Below are 12,942 nucleotides of genomic sequence, written 5' to 3'. Positions count from 1 at the left end.
CCAAAAGGTGACTATGGAGAAACCCGACGTGGCTCAATCCGACGACATCGAATTTCTGCGGCTTCCGCGCGTGATCGAAAAGGTCGGGCTCGGGCGCGCAGAGATCTACCAGCGCGTGGCCGCGGGCAGTTTCCCGAAGCCGCGGAAATACCCCGGCACCAATCGATCGTTCTGGGTCGGCTCGGAGATCACGAACTGGCAGCGTGCTGTTTTGGGGCAGGCGACCGCGTGAAATCGTCGCCTGCCTATTACAATGAGATCGAGCCCTACGCCGCCCAGTGGCTGCGCAATCTCATCTCCGCGGGCCACATCGCGCCCGGCGACGTAGACGAGAGGGACATTCGTGACGTTCGACCTGACGACCTGCGACCTTATACTCAGTGCCACTTCTTCGCGGGGATCGGCGTCTGGAGCTACGCAGCTCGTCGCGCCGGGTGGCCTGACGACCGCCCCCTCTGGACAGGTTCTTGCCCGTGCCAACCTTTCAGCGCGGCAGGCAAAAGCGGCGGGTTTGATGACGAGCGGCACCTATGGCCCGCTTGGCACTATCTCATCGAGCAGCGCCGCCCTCCGAACGTCTTTGGAGAACAGGTTGCGAGCAAGGACGGACTCGGTTGGCTCGACCTTGTTCAAGCTGACCTGGAAGGAACGGATTACGCCTGCTGGCCGGTCGATCTGTGCGCTGCGGGCGTCGGGGCGCCGCACATCCGACAACGTCTCTGGTTCACCGGAGTTGATCAACTGGCCGACGCCACAGGCGAGCGACGGGTCGGGTGGAGGACAGGCGAAACGCGCGTTGAATCCGTTCAGGTCAAACGACCTGAACGACTTCGCAATGCTGAGTTCTTGGATCACCACCACCACCACCACCACCAGGGATTGGAAAGGAGCAACCTTGGAGCGGTGGGGCTCGAATGCTCGTCCACTCAACGAACAGGTCAAATACACCTTGTCGGGATGGCCGACGACGACGACGACGACGGATTCGGCGCGACATCCATCCGACCATTTCACGACGCCAAACATTACGCTGAACCATGCAGCCGTGTGGGTGCGCGACAGCCCGGCCCGACTAACGGTCCATGGGGAGCGGCTGACTGGCTTTTCTGCCGGGATGGAAAGTGGCGGCCAGTTGAACCCGGCACATTCCCGCTGGCTCATGGCGCTACCAGCCGCGTGGGACGACTGCGCGCCTATGGCAACGCGATCGTCGCCGAAGCCGCGGAAGCTGTCATCGCCACGTATCTCGAAGGCGAACGTGCAGGCTTTGCTCCTGCTGGCGATCTGCGTGTGATCGAGCACGACGACTTCGCGGAACTCATGGCATGACCGACGACTTCGCATCCCTGATGCCGCCGGAAACCCCGGTGAAGCGGCGACCAGGTCGCCCGACGCGCGAAGAAGCGGCAGCGCGTCTCGCTGCGCAGGTCGCCCGCGAGGCCGAGGAAGACGAACGCCGGGCACGCAGCAGCGCCAGCATCAACCAGCGCGCGGAGATTGTGCGCGCGAGCACCGGGCAGCAGTGGCTCAAGGAAGAGATGTTCGGCGAGCCCGTCGGCATGAATTTCCTGATCCGTGTGATGCGGATGGACCCCGGCACTATCAAGACCCGGCTCCAGCGCTGCAAGCCTGCCGGGCAGGTGGGCAACCGTACCGTCTGGTATTTCCACGAAGCGCTGCCGTTCCTGGTGAAGCCGAAGATGACGGCCGAGGAATTCGCGCGGACGCTCAACAAGGCAGACCTGCCGCCCGAGATCAACAGCGCGTTCTGGACGGCTCAGCGGTCGCGCGTGAAGTACAAAATCGAGGCGCAGGAAGCCTGGGAAACCGAAGACGTCCTAGCCGTGCTCGGCGATGTCGCGATGGCGATCAAAGACAGCCTGACCATGGTCGTCGAGGAACTGCGCAACCGGGCCAAACTGACCGACGAGCAGACGGAAATCGTGTCGACGACGATCGACGAGATCCGCACCGAGATGCGGCGCAAACTGGTCGACATGCCGTCGCTGAAACAGACCGGCTCGATGCACTCGAAGCCGCTGTTCGGGATCTCGGAAGACATCAACACGACGCCGGACATCCCCGACACGGGGTGGCTGGATGATGACGGGGATGACGGCGAGTGAGCAATTACGGCAAGCGCATGCTCGTCCGCGATCGGGCGCCCGCATACCGCACTCTTCAGGAGCTGATCGTCGCAGGCACGGAGGCGATCTCGCCGCCCGAGCGCCTGACCGTCAGCGAGGCTGCGGCGAAATACATCCGAATCAAAGAGAAAAATTACAGCGGGCCATGGTCAGCGGAGAAGACCCCCTACGTGGTCGAGCCTCAAGATGTTCTCACTTCTCTTGATTTCACCGGGATGTGCTTTGTCGGCCCAGCTCGAACCGGCAAGGCACTTGCGCTGACCACTCCAGTTCCTGTTCCATCTGGTTGGGTTACACAAGGTGACCTGCGAATTCAGGATCAAGTTTTCGATGAAAGCGGAAGTATCTGTAATGTAACTGGTGTTACAGAAACCATGCACGATCGCCCGTGCTACAAAGTTGTTTTTTCCGATGGCGACACCATCATTGCCGATGCTGAGCATGAATGGCTGGTTGTTGACAGTCATCGGCCAAGCGCGATGCGCAAGATGACAACTGCCGAGATATACCCATCGCATCGATATGGTAAAAGTCAGCGAGCGCGGTATGCCATTGAGATCGGCGGACGCCTTGACCTACCTGAAGCAAATTTGCCGTTGCATCCCTATGTTTTAGGGGCGTGGCTCGGAGACGGTTCGACCGAAGACGCAGCAATCACGTCGGGGGCTCAAGACGTCAAAGAAATGACGGCTATTTTGCAAGAATGTGGTATTCCTGTTCGCGCATCAAGTCGGGGCGTCGGAAAAGCATTTTATATTCGCCTCTCCGACAAACGGTACGGGGACCGACATGGTAGTGCGCAGGTGGGCAGAAGTCCAGTTAGCCAGGCGCTGTTGACACTGGGAATGTGCTTTAAGGGGTCATCGAAATTTATCCCACCGGCCTATCTTCGATCTTCTTCTGACCAGCGGATCGGCCTTCTTCAAGGGCTAATGGATACCGACGGTCATGTTGACCGCCGTGGTCAGCTTGAATATTGCACGACTTCACCTGCGATTGCCGAAGGATTTTCTGATTTACTTAGCGGCCTCGGCTACAAATATTGCTTAGTTAAACGACCCGCGGCCTCAAAAATGGCCTATCGTTTTATGTTTTATGCGCATGCCAGTGAGGTAATATTTCGACTACCGCGTAAACAGAAAAAGCTTGTCTCAACTGAGCATAGGCGTCGCGTTTGCAATAGCAAACGTTTCATAAAAGCAGTTGAGCCCATCGAAAGCGTTCCTGTTCGGTGCATAGAAGTCGACAGCCCTTCGCATTTGTACCTTGCTGGCAAGCATATGACTCCGACCCATAATTCGGCAATGTGGTTGAATTGGCTCGCTCACAGCGCGAAATGTGACCCGGCCGACATGATGCTGCTGCAGATGTCACAGGGCCGCGCGCGCGAGTTTTCGCTCTCCGATCTGAAGAAGATGCTGCGGAACTCGCCCAAAATCGCGGAGAAATTGGTTCCCGGTCGCATCAACGACAACGTGTTCGACAAGACGTTCATCTCCGGGATGCGCGCCACGATCGTCCACCCGTCGGTCAACGAGTTGTCGGGCAAGACGAGCGGCCGTAACTGGGCGATGGATTACGATCGCCTGCCGTCTAGCATTGACGGCGAGGGTGATGCGTGGACGATGCTCTACAAGCGCGCCGAGACGTTGGGTCGCTACGGTATGACCGTCGCAGAGTCGTCGCCAGGCTTCCCTGTCACCGATGCAAAATGGATTGCCGAGGCACCGCATGAGGCGCCGCCATGCGAAGGCGCATTGTCGATCTACAACGATGGTGATCGCCGCCGCTGGCAGTGGTCGTGCCCGCAGTGCCACGGTAAATTCGAGCCCGATTTCCACCTATTCAGTTACCCGGATTCCAAGGATGCGCGTGAGGCGGCCGAGCAGGTAACACTGGTCTGTCCGCACGACGGCTTCCCGATGACGCCGGATATGCAGCACGAACTGAATCTCGGCGGCAAGTGGATCAAGGAAGGCGAAGTCTGGTTGCCGGATGACACGGTCGTCGGGACGCCCCGTCGCTCGGATATCGCGTCGTTCTGGCTCAAGGGCCCGGCGGCCGCATTTAACACCTGGCCGAAGCTGGTCATGTCGTATCTGAACGCGAAAGCCGATTACGATCGCACCGGCAGCGAAGAGAAGCTAAAGGCTGTCACCAACACGTCGTTCGGTCTCCCGTACACGCTCAAGGCTCTGGAAGCCGGTCGTCTGCCGGACGAACTGAAGAACCGCGCGCGGGCTTATAACGACCGCGGCACCGTGCCGATGGAAATGGCGAGCGGCGGGTTCCTGCTGACGATGATTGACGTCCAGGCAGGTGGTCGACCAGCGTTCGTCGTCCACACCTTCGGGATCGTGCCGGTGCTGATGGCTGGCGGCGCATGGTCGTTCGACATCTACCACGTCGACATGTGGAAGATCACCAAGTCGCGCCGGCTCGACAAGGACGGGGACACTGCGCTGATTGATCCTGCCGCGTTCAAGGAAGACTGGCTGATCCTAATCGACGAAGTGATCGAGCGCGATTACCCACTGGCTGATGGATCGGGCCGCACTATGCGCGCAAAGCTGGTCGCCTGCGATTCTGGTGGTGCTGCGAGCGCCACGGCTGCTCGGCTAAACGCGGCGCTTGATGGGCCAGTCGTCTCGGTGACATCGAACGCTTATGATTTCTGGCGCTATCTGCGGCTGCACGATCCGAAGGGGCGGAACTACCACAACCGGTTCCATCTGCTGAAGGGCGAACCGAGCCGCACCGCCGCGCCACTGCACGTCACCTTCCCGGATGCCCAGCAGAAGGACAAATTCTCGATCGCGCGCGGCGACGTGCCCGTGTGGGCGGTCAACTCGAATCCCGTGAAGGATCAGGTCAATAATATGCTCGGTCGATCTGAGCCAGGCGGCCAGGTTCATTTCCCGATCTGGTTGGAGGAAAGCGGGGAGCGCGAAGATATCGACTGGCTGTTTAAGCAACTCACATCAGAAATCCGTGTGCCGGCAGGTTGGCGAAACGTTGCTCGCCGCAAGAACGAAGCTTTTGATCTTTTGGCGTACTGCGTCGCGTTTCTGGGTCACCGCGATATCCGGATCGACACGCTCGACTGGATGAAGCCTGCCGCGTGGTTCGCCGATTGGGATCACAATGACCATGTCTCGGTGCTTGGCGTGGCGCAGGCAGGGGGCAAGCCAACCGGTCGCAAGACGCTTGCCGAGCTGGCAGATGATTTGATGTGATAATCAACCACCAGTTGACAATAATACGAGCCGTTAGTATTCAATGAATCGCAACGCAAGGAAAGGGACATTCCAGTGGGATTTTTACCAGACATCAAAATCGACATGCCTCGGCCGAAATTTATGCTCGATTTCGGCAGCTACCCCTACAGCGTCGCGCGAGGTGACCGAAAGAACGCTGCCGGTGTTTATCCCGATGTCGCATGGCCGTCGCCCGGCATCCCGCGTCTCGCCGTCCCAGCCGCACCGGCCGCACCGATGCCGAGTTCCGAGAGCGATTCTGTCACGATGCTCCGCAACCTGCTGCGCGATCGCCGCGCCACGCTGCAAGAGGCTGAGCACAGTAGGCATAATCGGCTCGGCGAGATTGCGTATCTCGAACAGCAGATTGGCTATCACCGTGCAGTCGTTTCCGACCGTGAGCGTGAAATCACGGCGGCGCAGGCTTCAATTGATGCCACGCTTGCCGATATCGCGAAGCTCGGCGGCAAGCCCGAAGACGCCGCTGTCGGGTGACGTCGGTGATCGTCGTGAATAAAACAAAGGCCTCCGAGGAAACTCGGGGCCTTTTTTCAACCTAACGTTGACAACTATATGCAAATCACCCATTAGTTGATTATAAGCTGATTCTGTGGCATTGCCCGTTCATGGCATTGTCGCTCACCAATCAGCTTTCCGAAGCACAAGCGGCATACCACGATCTGATGATCGGCAAGACGGTCGTGCAGTTCCGCGACAGCAATGGCGAGTTCGTCTCCTATCTCAAGGCCGACGCGTCGAAACTGCTCCAATACATTGAGGATCTAAAGGCCCAGATCGCGGCCTTGACGGGTTGCCGCGCGACGTCGCGCGCGCCGCTGCGTATCTTCCTGTGAGCGATGATTTCGCGGCGCTGATGCCGGCGGTCGCTGATGATTTCGCGCCTCTGCTGAGCGGAGCGCCCTCCGGTGTGGTGACGGTCCCCATCACATCGGGGGGTGAAATGGCCTCCACGCAGGATAATCGGTATCGCGGCTGGGGTGCCTTCGAGGGTGCCGATCGTCTCAACCACGCGATCGCGCTGTGGTCACCGCCGCTGCAGTCGGTCGACGCCGATGTGCTGCCGGCTAAGCAGACGCTGGATAGCCGTTCGCGCGACATGATGCGCAACGACGCGTATGTCCAGGGCGGCGCGAACCTCCACAAAGACAACATCGTCGGCGCCCACTACCTGCTGAACGCGCGTCCCGCATCGCGGTCGGTGTTCGGCAAGCTCGACGATGTCTGGGAAGAAGAGTTCCAAGAAGAAGTCGAGGAAAAGTGGGAGCTTTACTCCGACTCCCCCGACAACTGGATTGATGCCGCGCGGCAAAACAATTTCACTGCGCACGTTCGCATGGGTGTCGGCATTCACCTGATGGCCGGCGAAATGCTGGCCTCGGTCGAATGGGTGACCGACGACGGCGCACCGTTCAACACCGCGATCCAGATGATCGAACTCGATCGTCTCAGCACGCGGCAGGATGAACCCGCGTCGATGATGGACCCGAATATTCGGGCAGGTGTCCGCTTCAACCAGCGCGGCGCCCCGCAGGCGTATCAGGTCCGCACGCACCAACTGAACGACTTCGGTCCGATGCGCTGGGGTCTCCCGGCCTGGACCGAAGTGCCGATCCGGAAGCCTTGGGGCCGGATGCAGATGATCCATCTGTTCGAGACCGTGCGTCCCGAGCAGACGCGCGGCGTCACCGAGATGGCTGCGGCGCTCAAGGAAATGAAGCTCACGCACACGATGCGCGACATCAACGTGCAGCACGCGATCACTCAGTCGATGTACGCGGCGGCCATCACGTCGGACATGCCCGACGAAGGCGTCATGGCGGCGCTCGGTGGCGGTCAGATCACGGCAGACAAGGCGCAGGAACTGATCACCGCATACGCCGAAGGCTACCTCGGCAGTGTCGCGCAATATGCCGGCGGGAAGCGCGGGCTTCAGATCGACGGCGTCAAGATCCCGCGTCTGTATCCCGGCGAGAAGCTGGACCTGCTGACGCCAGGCAGCGGCGGGCCGCTCGGTTCCGAGTTCGAGCAGTCGCTCCTGCGCTACATGGCCGCGTCGATGGGCGTCAGCTACGAGCAGCTTTCGCGCGACTACACGAACACGAACTACTCGTCCGCGCGTGCTGCCATGACCGAGACGTGGAAGTTCATGCAGGCGCGCAAGAAGCTGATCGCCGATCGGTTTGCGTCGTCGATGTATCGGCTGTGGCTGGAAGAAGCCATGAACGCCGGTCAGATCGAGACGGCGCGCGGCATCCAGATCTACAATGCCCCGAAGCGCGGTCAGAAATACGGGCAGCTCAATCTGGCGTTTGACGCCCTGACGCGCTGCGACTGGATCGGCGCGTCGCGCGGCCAGATCGACGAGTACAAGGAAACGCAGGCCGCTGTGCTGCGCATCAACTCGGGTCTGTCGACTGCCGAGGAAGAACTCGCGCGTCTCGGGAAGGATTGGCGGAAGGTTTACCGCCAGCTCAAGCGCGAGCAGGCGCTCCGCGAGTCGCTGGGTCTGTTCTTCGTCACCTCCGATCCGAGCGTCATGGCCGCGAATGCCGCCGCGATGGCTGCGCACGACGCCACGCCTGCGCCGGAACCCTCGAAAAAGGTCGCCAAGAAATGACCCTGAATCCTCTCATCGCGCTGTTCGCAGATCAGCCCGCCCTGGTCGAACCGTCGATGGCAGCCCGGTTCGAGTCGAATCTGAATTCCGTGATGGCACACCCACGTGCCAGCGAGATGTTGAGTGGCGAATTGTTCGCGAGCGCGGATGACTTCTGGGCTGAGGACAGCGGCTGGTGCCGCCCGTATGTCGTGACCGACGGCATCTTGCAGATCCCGATCAAGGGCGTGCTGCTCAACAATTTCGCTTACCAGCTCTACGACTGGGCGACCGGCTACGATTATATCTGGCAGGCGTTCAAGCGCGGCTGTGCAGATTTCGCGATCGGCGAGATCAAGGGCATCGCGCTCATCATCGATTCCTGTGGCGGCTATGTCGCCGGCTGCTGGGACGCGATCGACAAGGCCGTAGCACTCAAGGATCAGACCGGGGTTCCGGTTCGATCGTTCGCCCACGAGTCTGCGTACTCGGCGGCATACGGCTGGGCGACCGTGGGCGACCACATCGCAGTCAGCCGGACAGGCGGTGTCGGTTCGATCGGCACCGTGACCACGCATTTCGATTACAGCGGCGCGATGGAGAAGTCCGGCGTGAAGGTGACCTTCATCGCCAGCGACCCGTCGAAAGTCGAGGGCAGCTCGATGCAGCCGCTCTCGCAGGACGCGAAAGACCGCATTCAGACTCGTATCGACGAGATGAACAATATCTTCGTCGCCACAGTGGCGCGGAGTCGGGGCTTGTCGGAGTCCGTCATCAGGAATGACCTGAAGGCGCACTGTTACACGGCCCTGCAAGCGACGTCCAACGGGCTCGCCGACAGCATCGGCACCCTGGAAGACGCCACCTCCGCTTACGCGGATTTCCTGGACGACCAGTCCGAACCCCAAGGAGAAGACGAAATGGCAGCACCTGCCGCTTCGACGGTCGATCAGGCCGTCCACGATACCGCTGTGTCCACCGCCCGTGCGGAAGGTGTCGCCGAAGGCGCCGCTTCGGCAACCGCGCGCATCAACGCGATCCTCGCCAGCGACGAAGGCAAGGCGCGTCCGAAGGCAGCTCTCTCTGCAGCCCTGAAGACGGGCATGTCGGCCGACGAAGCCAAGGCATTCCTCGCGGACCTTCCCGCCGAATCTGCGGCTGCTCCCGCAGCCCCCGCCGCAGCGGCAGGTGGCACGGCGTTCGAAAACGCCATGGCCGACGGTAACCCCGATCTTGGCGCCGAAGCCGCAGCCGCCGCCGATAAGGATGACCCCGAGGGCATCAAGGCGCTGCACAACCTCGGCGCTGGACTCGGCCTCAAGGGCTTCACCCGCCCGACCTCGAAGTAAGGAGACACCAACACCATGGGCATTCTCAACAAGTCCTACGCGAACGCCAGTTCGGCTGTTCACGGTGTCCCCGCCTTTGAGGTGATGGACACGTTCATCGACTCCAACTTGGTGGCCGGCGCTGAGCCTGCCATCCAGCAGCCGCGTCGCGTCCTGCTCGGCGACTCGCTGACCCTGCCGCAGTTCGCGGTCGTCGGTCTGTCGGGTGGCAAGCTGGTGCTTGCGACCTACAACGCGACTGTTGCAAACGCCGTCGTCCCGATCGGTGTGCTCATGCAGCCGGCTACTTCGGGCGCCGCAAACACCACAATCTACGGTGAGATGACGCTGACCGGCTGCTTCAACGCGGGCTCGGACGACGCCGGCACCGACAGCCCGCTGGTCTGGGATGCGTCGTTCGATACGCTCGCCAAGAAGACCACGTGGGCCGGTGTGCTCGGCAACGCGATGCTGCTGTTCCGCAAGCGTCTCGGCACGGTCTGATCGTCTCCAGCCCTCTCAGGAATAAGGAAAACCGCCCGTGACGACGTACGCAACCGCCAATCCGTTCGAACCCTGGTCGACGACCAAGATGCTTCAGGCTCCCATCCGTGATGAGAAGCCTGAAGACTGGTACTTCGGTCAGTTCTTCATCAACCAGATGCGCTCGGACACCGAGTGGATCGATTTCGAGAAGCTGCCGATCCGCAGCCGCACGCTCGCACCGTTCGTGAAACCGATGGGGCGCGGCCATGGCATGTTCACCGACAAGCAGACGGGCTTCCGTTTCAAGCCGGCCAACGTGGTCGTCGAGGACGCAGTCGATCCGCTACGCCCGCTGACGTTCCAGCCCGGCATCGGGGAGTCGTCGATCCGCATGGGCACGTTGAGCCCGATGCAGCGCCTCGAACTCATCAAGGCGCAGATGATGGGCGAGTTCATGACTGCTGTCGAGCGCCGCTGGGAATGGATGAAAGCCAAGGCGATCATTGATGGCAAGGTGCAGGTCACCTACCTCGACGGCACTTCGGTCCTGGTCGATTTCCAGCGGGCTGCGGGTCATACCGAAGTGCTCACGGCAGGCAACTATTTCGGTGATGCGGGCGTGTCGATTCTCGACAAGTTCCAGTCGATCGTCGACACGATGAACAATGCGTCGTTCGGCGGCATGCCGACCTGCATCACGATGGGCGGCCTGCTCGGCACCATCGTGCGCAAGGATGCCGAAATCCTGTCGCATCTGGACAAGAACATCGCGGGCGCAACCGTGGTGGTCGAGCGCGGCATCATCAGCGGTGCACCGGGTGGCGGCAAGGTCTACAAGATCGGCACGTTGCTGATCGGCGGCGCAGGCGGTCAGTCGATCGAGATGTGGGTCAACAATGAGACCTACGATGTCGGCGGCGCGCAGATCCGCTACGTGGGCGACTACGACGCGGTGTTCACCTCCACCCCGCAGGCGATCAACGGCTACGAGTGCTTCGGCATGATCGTTGATCGCGACGCGGCGTATCAGGCGATCCCGATCTTCCCGAAGAATTACCTCACCGGGGAGCGCGTCAAGGTTGAGAACATGTCGGCGGAATCGGCGCCGCTGTTCGTGCCCATCAACCCGAACGCGACCTACAAGCTCACGGCCCGAGTAGCGTAACTGACCCGATCCGCCGGACGGCCTGTGTCCGGCGGATCAACCAGAAGGTGACTATGTCATGGCAAATGCAGACGTGAAGCCGGAAATTCCGGAACTGAAGAAGCCCGCCGCAGCTCCCGTCGCCGCGACGCCTGAAGTCGATGCCGCGGTCGGCGCTGACAGCAAGGCCGAACCGGTCAAGGCGGTCTACCGTATCGACGGCAAGATCGAGCCGGGCGTGATGTTCCGCCCCGCAACGATCAAGCAGCGCAAGGAACTGTTCGCGCTCGAAGCCGTGGTCGAACTCGACGAGAGCGATCGTGCGCTGTTCGACAAGATCGAAGCATCGGCTAAGACCGACGAGTTCGGCTGAGCGATGAGCCGCTTGCGTGACATCAAGCGGCGGATGCGCGGGGACCTTCATCGCGAGATGTCGGTCCCCGCGCTCTATATTCCCGCGCCAAACGCGACTCCGGTGCCATGCACTGTGCGGGTCTGGCGGAAGCGCGAACACGAAGATATCGCAGAGGGCCATCTGCAGGGTTATGCTGGCGCTGCGCAGATGGTGATCAGCGAAGACCGGTTGCGGTTCGATCTGTCGCAGGGCTTCGCACCGCGGCGGCTGGCGATCGTCTCGGTTGCGGCCGGCGAGGCCTACCGCCTCGAATTCCTGTACCCCGTCGACTTGGGCTATCAGACCGCGCGTGTGATCCCGCTCACCACTGATGAGGCAGTCGTATTGCCGGTGCCGCTGTGAGTGACTCCTACGTGGTTGCGGTCGAAGGTATTTCGGTGCTGCGGACCATGGAGACTCTGCCGAAGTCCGTGATCACTGCGGCCTACCGAGCAGTGAACCGGACGACGGAGCGAGCACGCACCGCATCGTCGCGGCTTATGCGTGAGCAGGTCAACTGGAACGCTCAGTATCTGACCGGTCAGAACGGCAAGCTCGAACTGGGCGGCCCAGCGTCGGCCGACCATCTGGAGCGCGGAATCACCGGTCGCTTTCGACCAACCAGTCTCGCACGGTTCGTGGTCGGCAACCCCACTCCAGGGAAGGCCGGTGTCCGCGTCCAGGTCGCACCCGGTTTCGCGAAATATATGAAGCGCGCATTCGTGATCCGGCTGCCACAGGGATCGCAGTTGACCGAGACGAAAGCGAACCTCGGTCTCGCGATCCGGTTGAAGCCTGGCGAAGTGCTGCACAACAAGATCAAGATGGTGAAGCTGAAAGGCGGTTTGACGCTGTTGTTCGGCCCGAGCGTCGATCAGGTGCTGTCCACAGTAGCCGAAGACGTGCTTCCCGACACCGAAGCTTTCCTTGCCCAAGAGTTTCAACGCCTCCTGAAATTGGATCTTCCATGACCGATCCCGCACAGCGTCCGTTCAAACTGGCCGTGCTGTACCGGCTGACCGAAATCATCAAAGCGGTGACGCCCGCTAACGGGTTCGTCAGCGACTTGGCCGACTTCACCGACGGCGAAGGGGTGGCCATGGAGCGCGTGTTCAGGGGGCGCGCATGGTTCGGTGCCGACGATCCCCTTCCGATGATCTCAGTGCTGGAAGGCACGGCACCCGGCGACGATACTGCGTCCGAGCCGCCCATGATCAACACGCAGGGCACGGACTATAACTGGACACTGCTGGTGCAAGGTTTCGTCGAAGACGCGCCGCTCCATCCGACCGACCCCGCGTATCTCCTGCTCGCCGATGTACGCCGTAAACTGGTCGCCGAGCGGGCGCGGAAATTGCCCAACGATCCCACCACCCCGGATGTGCTCGGGCTTGGCACCGGGAAGAACCGCGTGACCGAAATTCACGTTGGCCCTGGCGTCGTTCGCCCTGCCGATGATGTCTCGGGCAAGGCGTATTTCTGGCTAACTATCACGCTGCGCATCTTCGATTACGCAGCCGATCCGTACGCCTATCATTTGTCGCCATAATCAACTATAAGGTGACCAAA

Annotated in this window: 14 protein-coding genes; all 14 read left to right on the top strand. The window is 60.9% G+C overall.

Translation table 11 applies throughout. From position 1 onward, the window contains the following. The first annotated feature begins 13 nt into the window (after positions 1 to 13). Positions 14 to 232, top strand: a complete 219-nt coding sequence (locus U1872_RS06545) for a helix-turn-helix transcriptional regulator (protein WP_332792089.1) — start codon at positions 14 to 16, stop codon at positions 230 to 232. Beyond that, complete coding sequence (locus U1872_RS22845; RefSeq protein ID WP_443025340.1) at positions 229 to 1,329, top strand: DNA cytosine methyltransferase; 1,101 nt, start codon at positions 229 to 231, stop codon at positions 1,327 to 1,329. Before U1872_RS06545 ends, U1872_RS22845 begins: the two co-directional genes overlap by 4 nt. Further along, the gene (locus U1872_RS06535; protein ID WP_332792087.1) at positions 1,326 to 2,126 is read left to right on the top strand and encodes a DUF1441 family protein; all 801 of its coding nucleotides are present in this window, start codon (positions 1,326 to 1,328) and stop codon (positions 2,124 to 2,126) included. Before U1872_RS22845 ends, U1872_RS06535 begins: the two co-directional genes overlap by 4 nt. Then, a complete protein-coding gene (locus U1872_RS06530; protein ID WP_332792086.1) occupies positions 2,123 to 5,383 on the top strand; it encodes a terminase gpA endonuclease subunit in 3,261 nt (1,086 codons plus the stop codon). The genes U1872_RS06535 and U1872_RS06530 overlap by 4 nt, the downstream gene beginning before the upstream one ends. A gap of 75 nt (positions 5,384 to 5,458) precedes the next feature. After that, entirely contained in the window at positions 5,459 to 5,899 is a 441-nt protein-coding gene (locus tag U1872_RS06525) for a hypothetical protein (RefSeq protein ID WP_332792085.1), read from the top strand. A 131-nt stretch (positions 5,900 to 6,030) separates the two neighbouring features. After that, the gene (gpW, locus tag U1872_RS06520; RefSeq protein ID WP_332792084.1) at positions 6,031 to 6,258 is read left to right on the top strand and encodes a gpW family head-tail joining protein; all 228 of its coding nucleotides are present in this window, start codon (positions 6,031 to 6,033) and stop codon (positions 6,256 to 6,258) included. Next, positions 6,255 to 8,042 (top strand): phage portal protein, encoded by a 1,788-nt coding sequence (locus U1872_RS06515; protein ID WP_332792083.1) that lies wholly within the window; start codon positions 6,255 to 6,257, stop codon positions 8,040 to 8,042. The genes gpW and U1872_RS06515 overlap by 4 nt, the downstream gene beginning before the upstream one ends. Then, on the top strand, positions 8,039 to 9,370 hold the full coding sequence (locus tag U1872_RS06510; protein WP_332792082.1) for a S49 family peptidase: 1,332 nt from the start codon (positions 8,039 to 8,041) through the stop codon (positions 9,368 to 9,370). The genes U1872_RS06515 and U1872_RS06510 overlap by 4 nt, the downstream gene beginning before the upstream one ends. Positions 9,371 to 9,385: 15 nt before the next feature. Beyond that, the gene (locus U1872_RS06505; protein WP_332792081.1) at positions 9,386 to 9,853 is read left to right on the top strand and encodes a hypothetical protein; all 468 of its coding nucleotides are present in this window, start codon (positions 9,386 to 9,388) and stop codon (positions 9,851 to 9,853) included. Positions 9,854 to 9,890: 37 nt separating this feature from the next. After that, a complete protein-coding gene (locus U1872_RS06500; RefSeq protein WP_332792080.1) occupies positions 9,891 to 11,000 on the top strand; it encodes a major capsid protein in 1,110 nt (369 codons plus the stop codon). A gap of 58 nt (positions 11,001 to 11,058) precedes the next feature. Beyond that, the gene (locus U1872_RS06495) at positions 11,059 to 11,352 is read left to right on the top strand and encodes a hypothetical protein (protein WP_332792079.1); all 294 of its coding nucleotides are present in this window, start codon (positions 11,059 to 11,061) and stop codon (positions 11,350 to 11,352) included. A 3-nt stretch (positions 11,353 to 11,355) separates the two neighbouring features. After that, positions 11,356 to 11,736 (top strand): hypothetical protein, encoded by a 381-nt coding sequence (locus tag U1872_RS06490; RefSeq protein ID WP_332792078.1) that lies wholly within the window; start codon positions 11,356 to 11,358, stop codon positions 11,734 to 11,736. 11 nt (positions 11,737 to 11,747) lie between these two features. Further along, positions 11,748 to 12,344, top strand: coding sequence for a hypothetical protein (locus U1872_RS06485; RefSeq protein ID WP_332792077.1), 597 nt, complete (start codon positions 11,748 to 11,750; stop codon positions 12,342 to 12,344). Next, entirely contained in the window at positions 12,341 to 12,922 is a 582-nt protein-coding gene (locus U1872_RS06480; RefSeq protein ID WP_332792076.1) for a hypothetical protein, read from the top strand. Before U1872_RS06485 ends, U1872_RS06480 begins: the two co-directional genes overlap by 4 nt. The last annotated feature ends 20 nt before the right edge of the window (positions 12,923 to 12,942 follow it).

The organism is Parasphingomonas frigoris (assembly GCF_036663815.1).
GTDB lineage: Bacteria > Pseudomonadota > Alphaproteobacteria > Sphingomonadales > Sphingomonadaceae > Sphingomonas.
The sequence above is the reverse complement of the archived record's forward strand: the minus strand, read 5'-3'. Positions and strand labels throughout refer to the sequence as shown.

Excerpts from the sequence above, each read along its gene's own strand:
- U1872_RS06545 (WP_332792089.1), top strand. The coding sequence starts at position 14 with ATGGAGAAACCCGACGTGGCTCAATCCGACGACATCGAATTTCTGCGG.
- U1872_RS06535 (WP_332792087.1), top strand. The coding sequence starts at position 1,326 with ATGACCGACGACTTCGCATCCCTGATGCCGCCGGAAACCCCGGTGAAG.
- gpW (WP_332792084.1), top strand. The coding sequence starts at position 6,031 with ATGGCATTGTCGCTCACCAATCAGCTTTCCGAAGCACAAGCGGCATAC.
- U1872_RS06510 (WP_332792082.1), top strand. The coding sequence starts at position 8,039 with ATGACCCTGAATCCTCTCATCGCGCTGTTCGCAGATCAGCCCGCCCTG.
- U1872_RS06505 (WP_332792081.1), top strand. The coding sequence starts at position 9,386 with ATGGGCATTCTCAACAAGTCCTACGCGAACGCCAGTTCGGCTGTTCAC.
- U1872_RS06495 (WP_332792079.1), top strand. The coding sequence starts at position 11,059 with ATGGCAAATGCAGACGTGAAGCCGGAAATTCCGGAACTGAAGAAGCCC.
- U1872_RS06490 (WP_332792078.1), top strand. The coding sequence starts at position 11,356 with ATGAGCCGCTTGCGTGACATCAAGCGGCGGATGCGCGGGGACCTTCAT.
- U1872_RS06480 (WP_332792076.1), top strand. The coding sequence starts at position 12,341 with ATGACCGATCCCGCACAGCGTCCGTTCAAACTGGCCGTGCTGTACCGG.